This window comes from Nostoc sp. TCL26-01 (assembly GCF_013393945.1).
Taxonomy (GTDB): Bacteria; Cyanobacteriota; Cyanobacteriia; order Cyanobacteriales; family Nostocaceae; genus Trichormus.
In genome coordinates, this window is record NZ_CP040297.1 from 4,201,127 (window position 1) to 4,221,481 (window position 20,355).

At 40.8% G+C, this 20,355-nt stretch carries 19 protein-coding genes; 4 read left to right on the top strand and 15 right to left on the bottom strand.

Features of this window, described 5'->3' with window-relative positions:
* Nucleotides 1–143: 143 nt before the first annotated feature.
* From FD725_RS18335 to FD725_RS18345, 3 genes are all read right to left on the bottom strand, one after another.
* Nucleotides 144–1,508 carry an LLM class flavin-dependent oxidoreductase gene (locus FD725_RS18335; RefSeq protein ID WP_179049470.1) on the bottom strand — a complete coding sequence of 455 codons (1,365 nt, stop codon included), beginning with the start codon at nt 1,506–1,508 and terminating at the stop codon, nt 144–146.
* 16 nt (nt 1,509–1,524) lie between these two features.
* On the bottom strand, nt 1,525–2,346 hold the full coding sequence (locus tag FD725_RS18340; RefSeq protein ID WP_179049471.1) for a class I SAM-dependent methyltransferase: 822 nt from the start codon (nt 2,344–2,346) through the stop codon (nt 1,525–1,527).
* A gap of 351 nt (nt 2,347–2,697) precedes the next feature.
* A complete protein-coding gene (locus FD725_RS18345; protein WP_256871654.1) occupies nt 2,698–4,500 on the bottom strand; it encodes an iron uptake porin in 1,803 nt (600 codons plus the stop codon).
* A gap of 1,474 nt (nt 4,501–5,974) precedes the next feature.
* Here FD725_RS18345 and ssuC point away from each other — a divergent pair.
* Together ssuC and FD725_RS18355 are read left to right on the top strand one after the other, a co-directional pair.
* On the top strand, nt 5,975–6,802 hold the full coding sequence (ssuC, locus tag FD725_RS18350; RefSeq protein WP_179049472.1) for an aliphatic sulfonate ABC transporter permease SsuC: 828 nt from the start codon (nt 5,975–5,977) through the stop codon (nt 6,800–6,802).
* A gap of 47 nt (nt 6,803–6,849) precedes the next feature.
* Entirely contained in the window at nt 6,850–7,617 is a 768-nt protein-coding gene (locus FD725_RS18355; RefSeq protein WP_179049473.1) for an ATP-binding cassette domain-containing protein, read from the top strand.
* Nucleotides 7,618–7,621: 4 nt separating this feature from the next.
* On the opposite strand, the gene FD725_RS18360 is transcribed toward FD725_RS18355, so the two are convergent.
* The 3 genes from FD725_RS18360 to ssuD all read right to left on the bottom strand — a co-directional run bounded on the left by FD725_RS18360 (nt 7,622) and on the right by ssuD (nt 9,455).
* Entirely contained in the window at nt 7,622–7,864 is a 243-nt protein-coding gene (locus tag FD725_RS18360) for a hypothetical protein (protein ID WP_179049474.1), read from the bottom strand.
* A complete protein-coding gene (locus FD725_RS18365) occupies nt 7,861–8,100 on the bottom strand; it encodes a hypothetical protein (protein ID WP_179049475.1) in 240 nt (79 codons plus the stop codon). Before FD725_RS18365 ends, FD725_RS18360 begins: the two co-directional genes overlap by 4 nt.
* 194 nt (nt 8,101–8,294) lie before the next feature.
* On the bottom strand, nt 8,295–9,455 hold the full coding sequence (gene ssuD / locus FD725_RS18370; RefSeq protein WP_179049476.1) for an FMNH2-dependent alkanesulfonate monooxygenase: 1,161 nt from the start codon (nt 9,453–9,455) through the stop codon (nt 8,295–8,297).
* A 294-nt stretch (nt 9,456–9,749) separates the two neighbouring features.
* On the opposite strand from ssuD, the gene FD725_RS18375 reads away from it, so the two are divergent.
* On the top strand, nt 9,750–10,997 hold the full coding sequence (locus tag FD725_RS18375) for a tetratricopeptide repeat protein (RefSeq protein ID WP_179049477.1): 1,248 nt from the start codon (nt 9,750–9,752) through the stop codon (nt 10,995–10,997).
* Here the strand turns inward: FD725_RS18375 and FD725_RS18380 are convergent.
* The 5 genes from FD725_RS18380 to FD725_RS18400 form a co-directional block, all read right to left on the bottom strand.
* Nucleotides 10,994–11,278, bottom strand: coding sequence for a type II toxin-antitoxin system RelE/ParE family toxin (locus FD725_RS18380; RefSeq protein ID WP_179049478.1), 285 nt, complete (start codon nt 11,276–11,278; stop codon nt 10,994–10,996). The two genes, FD725_RS18375 and FD725_RS18380, sit on opposite strands and share 4 nt — an antisense overlap.
* Nucleotides 11,275–11,511 (bottom strand): CopG family ribbon-helix-helix protein, encoded by a 237-nt coding sequence (locus FD725_RS18385; protein ID WP_179049479.1) that lies wholly within the window; start codon nt 11,509–11,511, stop codon nt 11,275–11,277. The genes FD725_RS18380 and FD725_RS18385 overlap by 4 nt, the downstream gene beginning before the upstream one ends.
* Nucleotides 11,512–11,595: 84 nt before the next feature.
* Complete coding sequence (locus tag FD725_RS18390; RefSeq protein ID WP_179049480.1) at nt 11,596–12,393, bottom strand: phosphate/phosphite/phosphonate ABC transporter substrate-binding protein; 798 nt, start codon at nt 12,391–12,393, stop codon at nt 11,596–11,598.
* Between the two features lie 30 nt (nt 12,394–12,423).
* Nucleotides 12,424–13,509, bottom strand: a complete 1,086-nt coding sequence (locus FD725_RS18395) for an aliphatic sulfonate ABC transporter substrate-binding protein (protein WP_179049481.1) — start codon at nt 13,507–13,509, stop codon at nt 12,424–12,426.
* Nucleotides 13,510–13,622: 113 nt separating this feature from the next.
* Nucleotides 13,623–14,810 carry an acyl-CoA dehydrogenase family protein gene (locus FD725_RS18400; protein WP_179049482.1) on the bottom strand — a complete coding sequence of 396 codons (1,188 nt, stop codon included), beginning with the start codon at nt 14,808–14,810 and terminating at the stop codon, nt 13,623–13,625.
* A gap of 622 nt (nt 14,811–15,432) precedes the next feature.
* Between FD725_RS18400 and FD725_RS18405 the strand changes: the two genes are divergently transcribed.
* Nucleotides 15,433–15,840 carry a four-helix bundle copper-binding protein gene (locus FD725_RS18405; protein ID WP_372726682.1) on the top strand — a complete coding sequence of 136 codons (408 nt, stop codon included), beginning with the start codon at nt 15,433–15,435 and terminating at the stop codon, nt 15,838–15,840.
* A gap of 144 nt (nt 15,841–15,984) precedes the next feature.
* Here FD725_RS18405 and FD725_RS18410 read toward each other — a convergent pair whose 3' ends face one another.
* The 4 genes from FD725_RS18410 to FD725_RS18425 all read right to left on the bottom strand — a co-directional run bounded on the left by FD725_RS18410 (nt 15,985) and on the right by FD725_RS18425 (nt 20,330).
* Nucleotides 15,985–16,650 carry a glutathione S-transferase family protein gene (locus FD725_RS18410; protein ID WP_179049483.1) on the bottom strand — a complete coding sequence of 222 codons (666 nt, stop codon included), beginning with the start codon at nt 16,648–16,650 and terminating at the stop codon, nt 15,985–15,987.
* 105 nt (nt 16,651–16,755) lie between these two features.
* On the bottom strand, nt 16,756–17,883 hold the full coding sequence (locus tag FD725_RS18415; protein ID WP_179049484.1) for an aryl-sulfate sulfotransferase: 1,128 nt from the start codon (nt 17,881–17,883) through the stop codon (nt 16,756–16,758).
* Between the two features lie 46 nt (nt 17,884–17,929).
* Nucleotides 17,930–18,967, bottom strand: a complete 1,038-nt coding sequence (locus FD725_RS18420) for an NADP(H)-dependent aldo-keto reductase (RefSeq protein ID WP_179049485.1) — start codon at nt 18,965–18,967, stop codon at nt 17,930–17,932.
* 277 nt (nt 18,968–19,244) lie between these two features.
* Nucleotides 19,245–20,330 carry an aromatic ring-hydroxylating dioxygenase subunit alpha gene (locus FD725_RS18425; protein WP_179049486.1) on the bottom strand — a complete coding sequence of 362 codons (1,086 nt, stop codon included), beginning with the start codon at nt 20,328–20,330 and terminating at the stop codon, nt 19,245–19,247.
* Between the last annotated feature and the right edge of the window lie 25 nt (nt 20,331–20,355).

Consider the following 20,355-nt stretch of genomic DNA (forward strand, 5'->3'; position numbering starts at 1 on the left):
GACTCACCATACAAACATCCACAGCACTCGAAACTCACCACTCTTTTCTATTCCCCACCCTCCATTCCCTATTGCCTATTGCCTATTGCCTATTCCCCATTCCCTACCCCAACAATCAGACGTTTTCCGCAAGCCCTATTTATCTATACCAAAACCAATCTCTCATCCACTTGTTTGACAGCAAATTGATTGCTCGGACGACGTAGTCCCAGGTTCTCACGTAAGGTACTGCCCTCATATTCAGTACGGAACAATCCGCGTTTCTGGAGGATGGGAACGACTAAGTTCACGAAGTCATCTAATCCTGTGGGTAGAATGGGTGGCATGATGTTAAAGCCATCTGCTGCACCCTTGTTAAACCATTCCTCTAATTGATCAGCAATACTTTCAGGAGTACCAATAATAGTGCGGTGGCCTCGTGCAGTAGCCAGAGCAAGATACAACTGGCGCAGTGTGAGAGTTCCACGAGTCGCTAAATCTTTAACTAACTTCAAGCGACTTTTATTATTGTTGGTATCGGTGGGTAATTCCGGCGCTAAATCATCTAGAGAATATTGTGATAAATCAACACCTTTGTAATAGTTGCTTAAAATGCCCCAAGCAACATCAGGATGAATTAAGGATTGAATGAATGCGTACTTTTCTTGGGCTTCTTCCTCAGTCCGGCCAATGATGGGGAAGGCTCCAGGCATAATTTTCAAATCATCTGGAGAGCGTCCATATTTTGCCAGTCTGCCTTTGACATCGGCATAAAATTCCTGAGCATCAGCTAGAGTTTGATTGGCTGTGAAAATCACCTCAGCCGTCCGTGCAGCTAAGTCTCGTCCAGCTTCCGAAGCTCCAGCTTGGACAATCACTGGATAACCTTGTGGTGGACGGCCGACATTCAAGGGGCCTTTAACAGAAAAGTGTTTGCCTTGGTGGTTAAGTATATGTAGTTTGTTTGCGTCGAAATAGATACCAGCTTCTCGATCACGTATGAAAGCATCATCTTCCCAGCTATCCCACAACCCTTTGACTACTTGCACAAACTCTTCTGCCCGTTCGTAACGTTGGCTATGTTCTGGATGATGCTCTAGTCCGAAATTGGCTGCGGCGTTTTCATTACCTGTTGTGACGACATTCCAACCTGCTCGGCCATTGCTTAAGTAGTCCAAAGAAGCAAACTTCCGAGCTAGGGTATAGGGTTCTTCATAGGTAGTGGAAGCCGTAGCAATAAAGCCAATGTTGTTGGTGACAGCAGACAAGGCCGAAAAGAGTGTGACTGGCTCGAAATGAACGAGTTTACCATTACGTTTTTGAGTTTCTGGAGAGCCACCCCAAACCCCTGGACTGTCAGCCAAAAACACGGCATCAAATAAACCACGTTCCGCAGTCTGGGTAATTTCTTTGTAATGCTCGAAATTTAATCCAGCATCTATTTGTGCATCGGGATGTCGCCAAGCGGAAACATGATGTCCTGTAGCTTGAATAAATGCACCTAAACGAAACTGGCGTTTTTTGCTCATCTGCTTTTTCTCTTATCTAATGTTTCCAAACGACATGAATTGTGGCTTTGAGTTCTTCTGTAAAGTGTCCAGAAGGCTCAACTGCTAGTAAGGCTTGTGTGATATCTGCTGCAAATGCTTCGGCCTTATCGCCATAAAAGATTTTCAGAGAGAAGGCTGTAGAGTATAAGTAACCAAGATAGCTAGAAACTGTCCAGGATTTGGCAAATGGCACTTCGTATACTTCTTGGCGGGCGAATTTGGAGTTAGCAATTACGACTTCGTGAGGAGGATCAACTGGTTTACGAATACCTTGTCCTCGTTGTCCGGTGCGCCGTTCTTCTCCTAACCATTTTTTTACTACTTCAATGGCTGCTTGTTTCCAAGGTAAAGAACTTACCCAAGGATTATCACCAGTGTTGAGCAGGGCAATTCCTCCATCATCTGTCAATAATTCATGCAGTCGTTCCAAGACAATTTCCCGTTCCATCCAGTGAAACGCCCTACCAATGGTAGCTAGTCTAAAGCTGCCTAAACTAGGGTTAATCAGTTCTGCTCCTTGTTCTAGCCAAGTAATATTGTCTGCGCCTGTGGTTGCTGCTTGGCGTTGCGCTTCCTTGAGCATATCCGCATCGGGATCAATCGCCACTACTTCCTGAAATTTGGGACTGAGGGAAATGGCAATTAAACCTGGGCCAGTACCCAAATCCAGCAGTCTTCCCTCACCGTTGAGATTAAAGATTTCTGTGAGTTTTTCAAAAACTGTCGGTGGGTATTTAGTTCTATATTGTGCGTAAACTTCAGCAGCACCCTCAAATAAGGTTGGATCGTAGATTGGTAGTGTTTTCAGTTGAGTCATAGGTTAGTTGTTAGCATCATCAATCTAGATTTGAGTCATGGGGATGGAAAATGGGGAAAACTATTGGCTTTGTGATCACTCAGTAAATGAAATACTTTAGTAGGTTTTTAATAATCTACTTAAACTCGATTGATTTACCGTATTTTATTAAAACAAAGCTTCACACATTTATGAGAAAAATGCAAGTGGTGCTTAACACAAGTTTGTTAATCAAGATAGCCGTGTGGAAATGAATGCTAGAGAGGATCATGACCAAAGGCGATCGCACTTGCACGAAAATTAGTAGTCTATTTCATGAATGACAGCAGAATTCAGGGGTGAAATAGCTTTGATATCTGACTTCAAGACCAACTAAAACCTATAGACAGTACGCACCCATGCAAATAAACTATCAGGGTTGTTGTCATTAGAATCGGGTGCAGTTACCCAAATAAAACCCGGCGTAATCTCAATATTATCTGCAAGTTTATATTGGTAGAATCCTTCAATATGTAAGGAAAGGTCTTTGTCAGCTTGTCCTAAGCCTGCTCCCAAATCTACATTCTTGCTCAGACTCATCAGTTTTGGAGCCATACCGACAAACAATCCTCCGAGACTGCCTCTTTTCCCAAGATCGGGGAATGCCAGCCCTACAGCCCAATCCATCGCTTTGCCATCACCACGCCCCAAGTAGCGGTGTGCAGCATAACTCACCCAACCATTGATAGCAAACCTGGGACTAAATCGATAAAAAGCCTGTATACCATAAAGATTAGCGACAGTTCCCGTCCCAGGTACAGTGCTATTCACTAAGTTACTCCCGGCGGCTGGCCCAAAGTTGGTTCCACTTAAACCTTGAGCGTTTGGTGGACTATAAGTATTGACGTAAGTCAGAGCCGCCCGAAAATTTGACTTGGGACTGGTATATAGTACCTGTGCCAAAGCTAAGTATCGGCCTGTAAATAAGCCATTATTCTCTGCAAAGTTGTTAGCGTTGGGTGCGCTATAAGCTACTCCCACTTGGAACTGTTGATTGAATTTGTGGAGGACGGCAATTCCACCACCACTATCTCCATATTGATAGACTAAAGCTCGTCGTGAGAATCGGGAAATCCCATTGGAACCAGTTGCTAAACTACTTTCAAAATATGGATTAATCGGAATCGTAAAACCTAGCTCATTAGCTCCATCAGATAAAGCATAAATATTGATTTGGGTCTTGTCAGAAAGTGGAAACCGATAACGCACACCACTAATCGAAAAATCATTACGTGGTCTGGTAACGTTGGCGTTATCAGCAGTTCTGCCATCAAAAGTACCTAGTAATCCAGCTCTTGTTTGCCCCAAGGATTCAATATTTCCACCCCCCATTGTGATACCTAGTGAATCTTTACCTGTAAAGCTGGTATTTAATCGCAAAGAGACTGAATCTTGCAGTGTCACGACGCGGGGTGCTGGTCTTTTCGTGAGAACGTTATCACCTGCTAGAAGTGAGCCAAGCACAATCTGTACTCGACCAGTGAGTTTAGTTGTAGGCGAAAATTGTTGTGATTCGAGAATTGCTGCTCTGGCTTCTAGTCCATCAACTCGTCCTCGGAGATTAGCTAACTCTGGGGAAAATTCTTGTTGTAGTTTTTTGATTGTGTCTAAGTCTTCTCGTTTAACCAAATCTCCTGTAGAACTGGCGATGATTTCATTGAGGCGATCTAATGCTACATTTAGACCGGCGGCAAATTCATAGCGGGTAAGAGCGCGATCGCCTTTGAATGTACTATCGGGATAACCTGCGATCGCACCATAGCGTTCTACTAGAGATTGTAATGCTTGAAATGCCCAGTCTGTTGGTTTCACATCCGATAACTGAGACACAGAATTAACCTGACTGGCTGCTGAATTTTTATCCTTTGGTTTAGATGTGTTGGCTCGCCTATTTTCTGGTGATACAATCTCTGAAAGCGGTGTCACCTGATTTAATAGGTAATTATTATCTTGGTTATTTTCAACAACAGACTCTGAAGACTGTTCAGAAGTATCATTAGTGTTTAATAGCAATGAATCTGTAGATTCAGGCGTGTTGGCATGGCTTTTCTCTGGACTCAGCACAGGAAGCACCAGCATATTGAGCATGGTAATAACAAACACTAGCCATTGAAAATTCCCACGAAATGTTAACATGATTCTTCACTCCTCACAGTAAATGCTCTTGGTTTAAAAAAACAACAAAGTTATCAGAGATAGGACAGAGGTAAAACTTGCTGTTGCCACTAGCCTAGTATTTTGTCAAGCTTAAATTAGTGAATTAGCAAGCTTGCAGTTAGCACTAAACCGCCTACTACAAACACTCAAAACTAACGTCATGAAGCTATTGATATGTTTCATTAGTTCTGATGAATGATGGTATTCAAATTTTTAAATTCTTCCCGAAGTTAGGGAAGTTGTAGAACCGCATGGTAACTAGACAAATTTTCCCAGATAATTGTGGTTACTTTCTGCGAGCCTGTAGAGATTAAGTACTCATAGGCAAAGAATTTCACCTGAGAATACTTTGAATAGCTATTTGCTTGGAATAAAATACGGTAAGCAAATCGGTTTAAAGTATATTATATAAAAACCTGTGAAAACGCAAGTTAATTTTCGGGTGGAGAATGAGGCGTAGAGATATAGGAATATGCAGGTTGATGAAACTGCAATTATTTCGTTTATTTAATTTGTCTGCCTACTCATAGACCATATACGTAAGTATGACTACACCACGTTGTCTGAACCAAAACCAAAGTGCATTATTAGGACTTACGCAGTGTCAATAGATTTTTTGGCTTTTTTGTCAATAGTGAGATGGTGCGTTCCTGAGCCACCCCCGTGGGCGGGTTTCCCGCGCCACTTGCTACAACGGGGGTAACCCCCGCAACGCAGTGGCTTGACTTGAGGGAGTGGCGTGTCGCCTTGTGTCGGAAAGCAACTATCGTTAGCGACGTTCGCGTAGCGTCTCCCCTTGGGAGAAGGAGCGTCACCCGTAAGGGTCAACAGTCCAAAAAAACTTGATTTTTACCATTGACTATTTACCACCTTCAGAAGGGTTTATTGGTTGAGTGCGTAAGTCCTAATTACTATAGTTTTTTCAGTAGTAACTTGTGTTGATCACTACAACTATCTTTGTGGATAAATGCCAAGATTATTAACTAGATATACTCTGATCAATGCGTTAGCTGATAGTAATAATGATGCAGTTATCACTAATAGAGTGTTTGCATTCAGTTTTTTAAACTTTTTTAAAGAAAGGAATGTTTGAAGTATCATCTCTGGTATAGGGTCTAGAATTATTGCCAAAGATGATGGTTTCACACTCATATCGGCTGATCCAAAGGATTTAAATACTTTTTGACTTTTTAGTTAGCAACTCACACTAAGTAAAGTTTCCAACTACCTACCTTTTAGGATTGATTTTTACTTAGTTTCGTGTATGATTGACTATAATATACGGTAAATCGGTCAATATAAAGTATTTTAGAGGCAGAGTACCCTGATAACCAAGTAAATTTTGGGGTTCTCCCTTGATTAATTCCTCTCTCTTTTAGAGATAAAACAAATAAACTTCACACCACAAAGATTTCGTCAATCAGAACCTTGTCAAACAACAAGTTGGTAATTTATGACTATTACTCTGAAAAATCCTCAACGCAGTGAACAATTTCTAGAAGAACTAATCAACCACAAATACGCTGATAAAATCATTCCTTGGATAGTGCCTTTTTTCGTACTATTATTATGGGAATTTTCTTCTAGAACTGGTTTACTCTCTAGCAGAATCTTACCAGCACCCAGCAGCGTAGTTTTTACAGCATTTAAGCTGGCTGCGACTGGAGAACTTTTTCAACACATGGGAATAAGTGCTGCACGCGCCATATCTGGTTTTATCGTTGGCGGTGGTATTGGCTTTATTTTGGGATTAATCACTGGGTTTTCTCGCCTGGGAGAACAATTGTTAGATAGTTCTTTGCAAATGCTGCGTACTATTCCCAACCTAGCATTAATTCCTCTCGTAATTTTATGGTTTGGAATTGGTGATCAAGCGAGATTGTTTCTAGTCTCCATCGGGGTCTTTTTCCCAATTTATCTTAATACATATCATGGAATTCGTAGTGTAGATCCTGGGCTGATTGAAATGGGCAGAGTTTATGGATTAAAAACATCACAGCTTTTGTGGCAAATCATCTTCCCAGGAGCTTTATCTTCCATTTTAATTGGTGTCAGATTTTCCTTGGGGATTATGTGGTTGTCATTGATTGTAGCCGAACAAATTGCGGCAGATTCCGGTATTGGTTATATGGCAATGAATGCTCGTGAGTTCATGCAAACCGATGTTGTAGTGTTAAGTATTGTCATTTATGCCTTATTAGGAAAACTAGCAAATTCCATTGCTAAAGCTCTAGAAAACAAATTTTTAGCATGGAATCCCAACTATAAATCTGCTGGATGAAGACGTGTATAGTGCAGTGCAACAGATATTAGAAAGGAGAAATTTTCATGGCTAAACACACAGAAGGTTCACAAATAAAGATTTTAGATTTGACTAAAGTTTTTGGGAATAAAACTGTTTTAAAATCATTAAATTTGGAAGTAAATCCAGGTGAATTCATTGCTATTGTCGGGCGTAGTGGTTGTGGTAAAAGTACCTTATTACGCCTGATCTCAGGTTTAGATAAACCTACGACAGGTGGCATATTATTAGATGGAGAACCACTACGCAAACTCAGTCAATCTGTCAGAGTTATGTTTCAAGATCCGCGTTTACTACCTTGGAAATGTGTAGTTGAGAATGTGGGTTTGGGTTTAGAGGAAAATTGGCAACCAAAAGCTAAATGGGTATTAGAACAAGTGGGACTGAAAGATAGGGCAAGTGAATGGCCTTATGTATTGTCTGGAGGACAACGACAACGGGTAGCATTAGCTAGAGCATTAGTGAGTCAACCACGTTTATTATTACTTGATGAGCCTTTAGGAGCATTAGATGCTTTAACTCGCTTGGAAATGCAACATTTAATTGAAGATTTGTGGCAAGAGCGAGGTTTTACGGCGTTTTTAGTGACTCATGATGTGGAGGAAGCTGTTGCTTTAGCAGATAGAGTGATAGTAATTGAAGATGGATGGGTTGCTTTAGATGTGCCTGTAAATTTGCCTCGTCCACGAGACAGAGCTAGTGAATTATTTATAAATATCAGGGAAGCGGTTTTAGAAAGAGTTATGAACTATGAAGATACTCGTGTAAATAAAGTATTACAAATGAGTCATTAAAAGACTATTGATTAAGTTCATAAAAGTAGGTTGGGTTGAGCGACAGCGAAACCCAACATAAATCAGTATTTTGCTCAGTTGTGTCAATCCAGTAGTAGCGCTGTAAGGCTAAAAGGTTGCCAAAAAATTGTAGGTTGATTGTAGCGGTAGCTTTACTTAACACCAAGATATACATTGCGTTCCTCAGATCATGTTGGGTTGCTACTAATTCTGTGACTAATTTTCTGGTGGCATCATTGACCGTCATGATTCAGAAATGATTTTGGCATTGAGTAAGGTAAAAATTCTATCAAGCTCCAATATGCCTGCCAATTCAGCATCTTCCTCTGAGGTGAGCAATCCGGCTTTTTTCTTCTCAGACAATTCTTCAAGTCGAGACTGTAATTCTTCAGTAAATTTAAATAAATATGTGTTCCTAACTTGACTGAGTTTGATTCCAGATTCTACCCAGAATGAGGGTTGAACCATCATTTGAGTAATCATAAGCTGTTTGTCTCGTTTAATTTAGCGGATTGGTCGTATTGTAACAGCGAATCCTGGCTGTGTTGCTTTAAAAAAGAATGGTATTTGATTAACTGCAAATCAATTTTATTTATAATAAACTATATATCATCAAAAAATAACAGATGGGTAAGTTATACTCATCTGCTAATGATTAATATGGTAAATCTGGATAGTTAATCTACGGTGGTTACAGTCTTTTCTTTGACTGGTTGGTTGGGGAATTCTTGGTGAGCGACAATTTCGCCAAAGGGACTCAATAGCTGTGGTTCTAATGTTGGTTGATGCTGTAGGGGTAAACGTGGGAAGAGTAATTCTGCTACTCGATAGGCTTCTTCTAGGTGGGGGTAGCCAGAGAAGATGAAAGTGTCAATACCTAATTCTTGATAAGCCAACATTCTTTGAGCAACGGTATCAGGATCGCCAACTAAAGCTGTACCCGCCCCACCACGTACTAAGCCGATGCCTGCCCATAGATTAGGGCTAATTTCTAAGGCTTCACGAGAGCCGTTGTGTAGGGTTGTCATCCGGCGTTGTCCTTCAGAATCCATACGGGCGTAAGCTTGCTGGGCTTTGGCGATCGCTTCTTCATCTACGTAGCGAATTAAATCGTTGGCTGCATCCCAGGCTTGGCTTTCTGTCTCTCGCACAATCACGTGGAGACGAATGCCAAAACGTAATGTTCTTCCTTGGGCTGCGGCTAGTCGGCGTACAGAGGCAATCTTTTGGGCAACTTCTGCTGGTGGTTCGCCCCAAGTTAAATACACATCTACGTGTTTAGCAGCAATTTCTTGAGCTATGGGGGAAGAACCGCCAAACCACAAAGGGGGATGGGGTTTTTGGACTGGAGGAAATAACAGCTTACCATCCTGAATGTTGAGATAATCCCCTTGGAAATTGGCTATTTCGCCGGCGGCAATTTCTCGCCATACTGCTAAAAATTCGTCTGTTAATTTATAGCGATCGTCATGGGCAAGATGCAGTCCATCACCAGCTAATTCTGCTGGGTCGCCACCTGTAACAACGTTAATCAACAAACGCCCACCAGAAATGCGATCAAATGTTGCTGCCATCCTGGCTGCTACCCCCGGTGACATTAATCCCGGACGTATGGCTACTAAAAACTTCATTTGCTTGGTGTGTGTCACCAAGGTTGATGCCAAAATCCACGCATCTTCACAATAACGACCTGTAGGTAGTAATGCCCCGGTGAAGCCCAAGTGATCTACCGCTTGCGCTATCTGTCGCCAGTAATCAAAGTTGACTACTCGCCCGCCAATGCTAGTACCTAAATAACGCCCTTCGCCGTGGGTGGGAATAAACCAAAGTAGCTGCATGATATTTATGTCGGAAGAAGATTCCCTAATTTTATACGGTAAGTCTACCGATTTACTGTAGTTTGTATTTTCTAGACTATCGCATAGCGTATGCAGTAAATCAAGACCTTGATAAAACTAAATACGGTTAATCTATCAACTTACAGATGTTTGCACTTGCAGTTTTTGCATGAGTATGACATACTCATGGTTAATAGTAAGTACACTAATTCGACCGACTTACCGTACTTTAGTAAATAACCTAGTTAGAGATGTGATTCGCACCTCAAAAAGTTTTGGTGTAAGGAACTAATCATGCTTGAAGATGCACAAGGGCTAGTAGTAACAACAGATTCAGTCAAAGCGATCGCTGCCATTAACCGTTTTAGCAGCCAGATGTTGAGTTATGGCAAAGATGCCCAGACAGCAATTTTACAAGCCATTGCCGCAGATCCCACTTGTGCATTAGCTCATGCTTATGCGGCAGCTTATTATCTCACCCAAGAAAACCACAAAGCTTGGCAGCAAGCTCAACCATATCTGCGCGCAGCACAACAGCATTCTGCCAAGATTACTGCCAGAGAAAAATTATATGTGCAAGGGATTACCGCTTGGGCAAATCAGGAGATTGAGGTAGCGATCGCCATTCATGAAGAAATTACTGATAGCTTTCCGCGTGACTTGATTTCCGTACAGCAGGGACAGTATCACTATTTTTACTTGGGTGATAAAGTAAGATTACGGCAAATTGCCCAAAAAGTCTTAGCTAGCAATCTGGAAAATCACTATTTATACGGTATGGTGGCGTTTGGATTAGAACAATGTCACCAACTAGAAGCAGCAGAGAACATGGCTAATCAAGCGATCGCTGTAAATAAATATGATCCTTGGGCGCATCATGCGATCGCTCATGTTATGGAAACGCAAGGAAGAGTTTATGAAGGGATAGCTTGGATGGAGAGTTTTGCTCATACCTGGGAAAACTGCAACTCTATGCTCTACACTCACAACTGGTGGCACATCGCCCTATATTATTTGCAGTTGCAAAACCATGAGAAAGTCCTAAACCTTTATGACACACACATTTGGGAACGTGCCAATAAACAATCTCCCAAAGATCAAGTAGGAGCCATATCATTATTATTGCGCTTAGAATTACATGGTGTAGATGTGGGCGATCGTTGGCAAGGCATCAGTCCTTATCTTTACAGCCGGATTGATGAACACGCTTTACCATTTCAAGACTTACATTATGTCTATGCCCTTGCTAAAGCTGGACACTATGATTGGGTAAATCAAATGCTTGTGAGTATGCAGTATCACACCTTGAGTATTAATCCTTTCCTGCGATGGAGTTGGTTAGAGGTTGCCATCCCCACCGCTAGAGCGATGGTAGCTCATGCCAAGGGAGATTTTCAGACAACAGTTGCCGAACTCAAGCCGATTTTGTCACGCTTGCATGAAATTGGTGGGAGTCATGCACAGCGAGTCTTATTTGGGCAAGTTTATGAAGATGCGGTGTTATCGGCTCAAAAGCAGAGTTGGGTTTATGCCGTGTCTTAAAAATTACCGGGCCAGCGTCTAGCACCGTGAATAATAGCCAAAATTGTAATTTGATCAGCTTCTAATCGATAAGGAATAATAAACGGTGTACGAGTAATTGTTAATTCTCTAGTACCAAGAATTCGACCAACTTTGCCAATTTGAGGATATTTTAGCAACGCATCTAGAGCTTTTTCAATGCGGTCTATAGTATCTGTAGCAGCATTAGGATCGCTTGCAGCTATGTAGTCGTATGCTGCATCTAAATCTGCTAAAGCTAGTCGAGTCCAAACAATTTTCATTTACGCCATTTTGCAAATATAGCAGCCACTTCTTCTGGACTAGCGAACTCGCCTGCATCTGCCTGACGTATACCTTCTTGAATATGATCTAGTTGCCATGAGTGCATTTCTAGATAAGCATTAATTGCTTCGTTTAATACAAAAGAGCGATCGCGCTCTAATAGTAAAGCAATTTCATCCAGCGACTTGCGTTTTTCTGAGTCCAAACGAAAGGTTATAGTTTCTTTGCTCATTGTCAACTTTATGAGTTAGAAATACTATTATAATACCCTATATTATACTGTATTGCATAGTAACACGATGGACTAACTTGTAGATCATCTAACCGTAAAGCGATCGCTATAAATTTGATGTAATATCTGATAATCTTTTAATTCCACAGTTGCAAAACGCTTGACTCCAAACTGCTGCATCACGCTTTGCATCTGTGCATCTGGTTGCAGTAAAGCCAATCGCATTTGCTCAATTAGAGATATGTCTAGGCGCTGTGCTACCACCAGAGGCGGCATCGGAGAAGGCCCCAGCACTTCCACCACCCGCAAATGCTGTGATAATTCGGGAAAGTTCTTGAGTTCTTGTTCTAATACCAGACTATCAATTGCGGCACAGTCTGCGAATCCCTCAACGACCCAGCGAATAGAATGCTGATGTGAACCAGATTGTAGGGTTTTGCCAAAGAAATTTTTGGGATATCTTGCTTGACTTAAGTAATGGCAGAGTAAATTGTAACCACTATTAGAACCAAGATCGTTATAGCAAAACGTTTTTCCTGACAAGTCGGCAAACCTTTTGTGATCACTATGAGCATTGACAATGACATCTGCATAGTAAATAGGAAGGTTACCATATCGTGATGACTGCATCACAGGGGCAACCAATGTCTGCAACTGCTGGGGAGATATTTGACTATAGCGAATTAATGGCAATCCACAAATAAAAGCTAGGTCTATTTGGTCTTGCAATAATAGAGGATCTGCTAGAGGATCAGATTTACCTACTTCTAGTTGAGTAGCGATTTGTAAAACCCGACTTAAATATGTGGCGATCGCTTGATAGAATTCCCACCAATTAGGAGCTAGATAAGATACCACACGCAAGCTTTTATTTCTACTCATTCATATCCTACAACAGTAAATCTTTTAATACTATTTGTTCGCTAACACTTCTTTGGGAGTAATTTCTGCATATTGTTCTGGAGTGAGAAAACCATCTCTAACATTTACTTGTTTAGGTATCAATTTTAAACTATACCATTTGTCAGCTACTTGCTGTTGTTTGGTAATAATTTGTTCAGTAATTGGTATGAGTGTGAAATCATACTTACTGTGCATTATTTCTAAGGTGGGTGGATCAAGTTGAGTAGCTTGAGCAAGTAATTGTGCTAGTTCTTTAGGGTTATTTTTCGCCCAATTTTGAGCTTTTTGTAATTCTTCTAAAAAAATCTTGATCACTTCTGGATTTTCTTGATAAAACTTACGAGTTGTTGAGTAAAAGTTGTTAGTATCCCGTAAACCATCACCACCATCTATTAAAACTCTGCCAACTTTCTGCTGCACATTTCTAGTTACAAAAGGTTCCCAGATAAACCAAGCATCAACCTTGCCTTGACTAAAGGCCACATTTGCATCTGGAGGTGGTAAATAAACTGGCTGGATATCGCTCAGTGTTAAACCTGCTTTTTCTAAAGCTCTAACTATGAGATAGTGACCAATAGATGCTTTTTGGGAAGCAATTTTCTTCCCTTTTAAATCTTTGACACTCTTCACTGTCGAGTTAGCTGGAACTAACAGCGAAATTGATTGACCATCAGCAGAATTAGCCGCTAAATAAACCAGAGGTGTCCCGGCTGCTTGGGCAAAAACAGGAGGTGATTCAGCTGTCAAAGCAATTTCAAGGGCGTTGGTATTTAAAGCTTCTAATTGCTGGGGTCCAGCCGCAAATTCTGGCCATTCTATCTTGTAGCCTAGAGGCTCTAATCTTTTTTCTAAAATACGTTTTTGTTCCAAAACAGCTAAGGCTGTCAGTTGTTTGGAACGAACTATTCTCACCAATTTATTAGTAGTATTACTGGCTACATTTGACGTGGGTGAAGCTGCTTGTTGCTGAGGGCTATTTTGTGAATTACTGCAACTAAATATTGTGGTAGACAATACTAAGCTATAACCAAGCGCAAATAGGGCATGACGACGAGTAACTGGTCGGATTTGAAAATTTTGGATGAATTGACGCATTTTTGATGATGAAGTTGTGAAAAATTATCAATTTAAATTAAGTAAATAAGGTGGTTGATCCACCTTATGCAACCGATTAGAAATGAGAGGATTACTTTAGGAAAATTCATGGCTTAGGAATATTGCGTGACTAAGGGTAATTCTTGAGTTAGTACCCAGTTGCCAATATCACGCAATTTATAATCTACGGGATCGTGGAGAGTGAAAGTTCTTAAATCTCGCCAGTAACGGTCAAAACCATATTTAGTGGCTGTTGAACGAGTTCCCATGACTTCAAAAATACTTGTGGTGATATCTAAACCTATGCGGGTAGCAAAAGCCTTGGCAGCAAATACAGAAATTGCTACTTCTCCTCTTTCGGCGACAGTGAGGTTAACTTCTTTTTCCCATGCTGTTTGAACTTGAATAGCAGCCTTGTCAGCTAAACTAATTGCTGCTTGTAGTTGTGTCCAAAAATTTCCATAATGATACAGAATATATGGGTCTTGAGTAGCTTTATCGACACCAGAAGTAATCCACGGTTTTGTCTGCTCAATTGTGTATTGTTTGGCAGATGTTAATGCACCTTCAGCCAATCCTAAATACACATAAGTTTTCGTCAGTTGAGCGATGATTCCCAAAAATGTACTAAAAGCACCATCAGGAGGATGAGGATATCCCAAAATTTCATCTTTTTTTATCAAAACATCGTGGAAGGTGAATGTATCGCTATCTGTGCGACGTTGGCCGATGTTTTCCCAATCTTGGTTAGATGCAACACCAGTCCGATCTTTGGGAATGACGAACACGAAGGGTAACTCTACACCATCTTGAAGGGCAGAAAAAACCCGCAAGTCGGCAATGGCGACACCTGTACCAAAACTTTTCACACCACTAACTCGAAAATGTTCGCCATCAGGAGTAATTTTTAGTCTGGTATCTCTCGTATTGATGGCATTTGCCCAAAATAGATTTTTTTCGGCTGTCTCTCGATAATATCTCTGCTTCTGATCTACTGTTCCTGAAACCTGTGCCAAGGTTGTTAAATTGAGATGATTGCCATATAACTGGCCAATAGAACCATCTGCGTTCGAGAGTTCTTGCACTACTTTTAAGGCTTCTATCCAAGTTGCACCAGCACCACCATACTCTTTTGGGACAACTAAAGATAATAAACCTGTTTCTCTCAATCGTTGAATTTCGACATCTGGTAGTCCGGCTTGGCTATCTCTTTCCACGGCAGTGGCTTTCAGTTGTGTAGATAAAGAGTTAGCAATTTTAATCCAGTAGTCAGATTCTTCTTTAACTAATAATTGCACCATTGTTTGTTAAGTTTAATGGTCAAATTGTAATCTACTGTAAATCGATAGACTTTAAGTAAATTGATTACAGAGTAGTGTCTCATGGTCGCTTGTAAAAGGCAAGGGGATTTTGTAAAGAATTCACAAGCTTAGAGAGTACTTTTACTTATTCTGTTGATGAGATATTACTTAGTAAAGTCATAGAATTTTGATATTATCGGAAAATGAGTAGATGTACTTATGGCATTTTCGGAGTTAATGGGCTGATTCAATTATGTATGTAGCTAGAGCGTTCACCAGACAAGCATTTGCCGTTTTATCAACTAGAAAATAAAATTACATTTTTGAGGATAATCATTAAATTCGCTCAACAGCAAATTTTGCATATTTAGCGATCGCCAATTACAAAAGAGTAATCTGCCATAAACGGGAAAAATATGCTCATCCTTGCTATACAAGGATTTGGAGGCATAAAATCAGCAGCAAATATTGAGAAGCCACTGAATTTACATCAAGTAGATAGAAATAGCGGCCTTACAATTACCAGAGTTTCGGAAACTCTTGATTTCCCAAAAATAAAGTTTTAACTTAGCTAATTAAGACAGGCACATCCCCCACAGTAAAAAGTAGGAGACTTTTAATCATGATGACCACTGAATCCATGCTCACCGAAATGGCAACTGGCAAACAAATCTGCGTTGAATGCCAAACTACTTGCATTAACACTCTGCAATACTGCAAAACTCAAGGTGGTCAATACATGGACATGACCATGATGTCCATGATCCGGGATTGTGCAGAAATGTGCATGATGTGCGTCAACATGATGAATGATGGTTCTGAGTTTATGGGTAACGCTTGTAGCTTATGCGCCCAAATTTGCGAGCGCACCGCGATGGCTTGTGAACAGATGACTAACGATGCCACAATGAGCTTGTGCGCAGCTATTTGCCGCCAGTGTGCCGCAGTTTGTCACCAAATGGGATTAAATTCTGCTTCCTATTTCCGCAGATCCAGTTTAGTTACAGAAGATGCCTTACTATCTAGCTAAATCAAGCCAGGTTAGATAAATTAAATGACTAACATGAGTTGCTTGATTGATAGCAAACTTGATTCTAATTAAAATCATATGTTGTATTTATCGCCAGCCAACAAAATCTTTGGGTGGCGATACTTGATCTAGGACAAAGCGATACTAGACAGCAACAGGAGTGGCAAATCTAGCATATCGCTCTATGTAGAACTCTTTGCTGTTAGCGATCGCCAATACAGATTCACGTTGTTTCAACGTCTTTTTCCACTGACGTAGACGAGTAAATTCCTCTGGTATCGCCAAGCCTCGGTAGTGCTTGAGTGCAGGCCAACGCTCAAACCAGGGGTAAAAGGTGAAATCTACCAGACTAATAGCTTCACCAAACCAGTAGGGGCCTTCTGCTGATAACTTCCCTAAACCCTCATTCTCGATAAATTCTAGATGCTTATGTAGTTCTTGTTTAGCTGCTTCTTGCTGTTGGATATCGGGACTACGTAACAGAGCAGAAAAAGCTGGTACAAATCTAGTATTGGCAAAATCAATCCAGATACGAGCTTGGGCTTTAGCAATGGGACTGCTAGGTAAAAGCGGTGGGTGCGGAAATACTTCGTTGAGATATTCGTTAATTACAGCCGATTCCCAGACTCTATGCTCACCATGTAAAATTGCTGGCACTTTTCCATAGGGCGAAATATCCGTAAATCCTTCTGGCTTGTTTTGCAAATTAATCTCAATCAAATCAAAGTCGATGCCTTTTTCTTGCAATACCAAGCGTGAACGATGAGCATAAGGACAAACGACGGCGCTATATATCTTGATTTCAGCCATGTTGATGTTCCTCTATAAATAGGTTGATGTTTCGTTGATGTGCGATGCTTTTTGCTCGCTTCTGTGCATCGGAGAGGTCAAAAAAGTTGTCGAACTCACGTTTATTTAGAGCCAAGAAACTTCTTCAGGTGCATAACGAAAAGCTCGGAAAACTGAATTTTGCTCACCACGAGCCACGGCTGAGTTCTCACCAGGAATATTCCGCGCGGCAAAGTGAGGATTGATATATTCCCAAACAATTTCTTTGCTAACTGTCACTTCAAATATCCGACCGAAAGCACCTTCTGTAATTAAAGTATTCCCATTGGCTAAACGTTGTGCGCCGGATATGTACGAACTGAAGAAATTATGTGGTGGGTTGTCAGTGTACTCCCAAACTATCTCTTGAGTTTGACGGTTGACTTCTATCACACGAGAGTAATTGAGCGCGGTGTGACGACGATGTGCGCCATTGTCAAAAATCAAGATATTACCGTTAGTTAATTCGTGAGGAAAATGCTGCTGTGCTAATACATCATCTCCCAGTGTCCAGATAATCTCTCCTGTTTGGCGATGGATGATAGCCACGGTAGAAATATTCCGAAAGCTAACTATGATATTGCCATCGGCTAGTTCACCGACAGTATTACCATGAGTCCATTCGTGTCTTTGATCCTGGGGAGTGATAGTAAAAATATCTGGGTCTAGATGTTCGTAAGCGTGCCAAGTCCAGATAATCTCACCTTCAGGAGTCACTTCATAAAGCACATCAGCATAGATATCGCCGTCTGCTTCTGTTCCTGGTACACCACCTTTGATGCGGGGAATCAAAGACTGAGGTATCTTTTCCAGAGCTAATAATATCGTGTTACCGTTGCGAAGTCTGCGTCCATCATGATGATGATCTGGATGTTTGTACTCCCAAATAATATTTCCCTGGGAATCTGCTTCTAAAACAACACCACCTTTAAACGCACCCCACAAAGGAAAACGTGGTGGAATTTCTGGAGTTTTACCATTATAAAATAGGTTGCCGTTGGGTAAGAGATAACCATATAGTCCTGGTGGATAGGGTAAATTCCACTGATGGACAACTTCTCCTTCCAAGTTGAGCAGATAGACTTCTCCGTTACCTGTGAGTGGTGTAAACAGTGTCAATCCTTTAAATACTTTGTCAGGATTGTAAGCTCTTAAACCTGTACCACGACGACGAATAGTATTTTGGTCAATTACTGATGCTGTGGCGATCGCCATAATTTTTAGGGGGTTGGGGATAGGGAAAAACAACTACCCAGCACTTTTATGGTGCAGGATTGGGATATCGAGTATGTACTGCATCTAATTCTGCAAGCAGCTCTTTATCAAGAACTACATTGATACTGTCTATATTCTCTTTGAGTTGTTCTAAGGTAGTAGCACCAATGATTGTACTGGCGACAAACCAACGACTCCGCACGAAGGCGATCGCTAATTGTGCTGGACTGATATGATGGCGTTTAGCAATATCCACATAAGCTGTTACTGCTTCTTGCACATTTGGTTTTAAATATCGCTGACCAAAGTTTTCAAACAAGGTTACTCTAGCTTTCTCTGGTTTGCCGTTGAGGTATTTACCAGTTAAATAACCAAATCCCAAAGGACTATAAGCCAGTAAAGGAATGTGTTCGTAGTAAACAACTTCTGCTAGTGCGCCATCAAAAACTCGATTGAGTAAATTGTAGGCATTTTGAATCGAGACAACTTTGGGTAATCCTAATTGTTTGGCTATGTGGCTAAATTGTGCTACACCCCAAGGGGTTTCATTACTTAAGCCAAGATAACGAATTTTACCAGCTTTAATCACGTCATTAAATACTTCCAATTGTTCTGTGATGGGAACTGTTTCTTGTACCTGATAAGGGTCAAAAACTGTCTGCCCAAATCGTGGGACATAGCGATCCGGCCAATGGATTTGATATAAGTCAATATAATCAGTCTGTAACCGTTGGAGGCTATCATCTATAGCTTGTTTAATATTGTCTCGATCAATGGCTTTTGCCCCACCACGCACCCATTTAAAGCCCCGTCCAGGCCCGGCAATTTTAGTAGCAATTATCAGTTGATCTCTTTTTTGATGTTTTAACCATTCCCCAATGTAAGTTTCAGTTAAGCCATAGGTTTCTGCACTAGTCGGCACAGGATACATCTCAGCCGCATCGATGAAATTAATTCCTTGGTCAATTGCATAGTCTAGCTGTTGATGGGCTTCTTCTATAGTATTTTGCTGCCCGTAAGTCATTGTGCCAAGGCAAATCTCTGACACTTGTAAGTCACTATTACCTAGTTGGTTATACTGCATATTGATAAATTAAATTGTCAGGAAATTAACGAGTATTTTATCAAACAGAATTCAGCATGAATTGGAGTCTGACACTTCGACTGACTCAGTGTATCGCTAGCGGATGGCTGAATCCTAAACTACGGTTAGTTTATCGAATAACCGTAGTTAAAGGGTGAAGGTAGATTATCATACACATTCATATAAAATCAAGTCCGAATCTTGCTGGATGGTGTTATACCAGCAAAACCCTTGCACAGTAAGCTTTTATATTTACAGATAAGTTTTTTAGTTTTGACTAGTCATTAGTCATTTCATCTCGCCATTTAGTTTGATTCTCTGGGATAGGAGTATCAGGCGATCGCGCTAATAACCAAGTCTTCCACGCCAAAGGTTTTTGTCGTTCAACGTGGTGAATTAACTGCATAATTGGCTGATCTGCTTTAATTGGTGTTCTTAAATCAAATTGCATCGTCTCTAAAATTTGCACATCATCTTTGAGAAAGTAATGTAGCAAAATATAAGTCAGCCACAATACAAATCGATTAAATAACCAACCAGTAAAACCTCGGCGTTTCTTCGTCAGAAATATAGGTTGAACAGCTACTTTATTACCTGCAACTAAACGTAGAGTCATCATCAAATGTAATCGCAGTGAATCAGTCCCTACTGTGACTGTAAATGTACTACCATACCAGTAGCAAATACTGTAAACTGGATTTTTGTACAAAGGACGAAAAAATCTGATAAATAACAGAGATTTGTTATGACACTTATTTTTATGAAAAATAATTGCATTCTGATGTAATTCTTGTTTGTCAAAGCTCATCTCTAATGGCAACTTGTGAATTGCCTGAAAATGCTGAGTATCAATAGCATTAGTCATTAATATACTAGGATGACAATCAACAACAAAAGAGGAACCTAAACCACTGACAAGTTCCTGCAACTCCAATTCTGGAACGAAAGGTAAAGTTTGTTTGGGAGTTTCTCCAGTCCAAACCCAAATTCCCCCATATCTTTCCACCGTCGGCCAAGTTTTTAATTTCAGAGGTAGAGGTGCGGCTAAACAGGGGATATCTACACATATTCCCTCACTATTAAATTGCCAATGGTGGAAACCACAGCGTAATTCATTACCCACTACTTCACCTTTAGCTAGATGTGCGCCCATGTGTGGACAATAAGCATCACCAATGACAACTCGTCGATTTTTTCCACGATAAATCACTAAATTTTTACCTAAAATAGTCACAGGTTTTACTTCACCTATGCTGAGGCTTTGAGATGGAATCACCCAATACCATCCTTCAATAAAACGTTCAGGATGATTAAAAATTTTAGGCTGACGAATAGATTTGATATTCTGGGAGTTAACATCCATTTTCAGGTTCACTTAAAGTGAAGCG

Coding starts and splice junctions, on each gene's coding strand:
- FD725_RS18335 (WP_179049470.1), bottom strand. CDS start 1,508: ATGAGCAAAAAACGCCAGTTTCGTTTAGGTGCATTTATTCAAGCTACA.
- FD725_RS18340 (WP_179049471.1), bottom strand. CDS start 2,346: ATGACTCAACTGAAAACACTACCAATCTACGATCCAACCTTATTTGAG.
- FD725_RS18345 (WP_256871654.1), bottom strand. CDS start 4,500: ATGTTAACATTTCGTGGGAATTTTCAATGGCTAGTGTTTGTTATTACC.
- ssuC (WP_179049472.1), top strand. CDS start 5,975: ATGACTATTACTCTGAAAAATCCTCAACGCAGTGAACAATTTCTAGAA.
- FD725_RS18355 (WP_179049473.1), top strand. CDS start 6,850: ATGGCTAAACACACAGAAGGTTCACAAATAAAGATTTTAGATTTGACT.
- FD725_RS18360 (WP_179049474.1), bottom strand. CDS start 7,864: ATGACGGTCAATGATGCCACCAGAAAATTAGTCACAGAATTAGTAGCA.
- FD725_RS18365 (WP_179049475.1), bottom strand. CDS start 8,100: ATGATTACTCAAATGATGGTTCAACCCTCATTCTGGGTAGAATCTGGA.
- ssuD (WP_179049476.1), bottom strand. CDS start 9,455: ATGCAGCTACTTTGGTTTATTCCCACCCACGGCGAAGGGCGTTATTTA.
- FD725_RS18375 (WP_179049477.1), top strand. CDS start 9,750: ATGCTTGAAGATGCACAAGGGCTAGTAGTAACAACAGATTCAGTCAAA.
- FD725_RS18380 (WP_179049478.1), bottom strand. CDS start 11,278: ATGAAAATTGTTTGGACTCGACTAGCTTTAGCAGATTTAGATGCAGCA.
- FD725_RS18385 (WP_179049479.1), bottom strand. CDS start 11,511: ATGAGCAAAGAAACTATAACCTTTCGTTTGGACTCAGAAAAACGCAAG.
- FD725_RS18390 (WP_179049480.1), bottom strand. CDS start 12,393: ATGAGTAGAAATAAAAGCTTGCGTGTGGTATCTTATCTAGCTCCTAAT.
- FD725_RS18395 (WP_179049481.1), bottom strand. CDS start 13,509: ATGCGTCAATTCATCCAAAATTTTCAAATCCGACCAGTTACTCGTCGT.
- FD725_RS18400 (WP_179049482.1), bottom strand. CDS start 14,810: ATGGTGCAATTATTAGTTAAAGAAGAATCTGACTACTGGATTAAAATT.
- FD725_RS18405 (WP_372726682.1), top strand. CDS start 15,433: ATGATGACCACTGAATCCATGCTCACCGAAATGGCAACTGGCAAACAA.
- FD725_RS18410 (WP_179049483.1), bottom strand. CDS start 16,650: ATGGCTGAAATCAAGATATATAGCGCCGTCGTTTGTCCTTATGCTCAT.
- FD725_RS18415 (WP_179049484.1), bottom strand. CDS start 17,883: ATGGCGATCGCCACAGCATCAGTAATTGACCAAAATACTATTCGTCGT.
- FD725_RS18420 (WP_179049485.1), bottom strand. CDS start 18,967: ATGCAGTATAACCAACTAGGTAATAGTGACTTACAAGTGTCAGAGATT.
- FD725_RS18425 (WP_179049486.1), bottom strand. CDS start 20,330: ATGGATGTTAACTCCCAGAATATCAAATCTATTCGTCAGCCTAAAATT.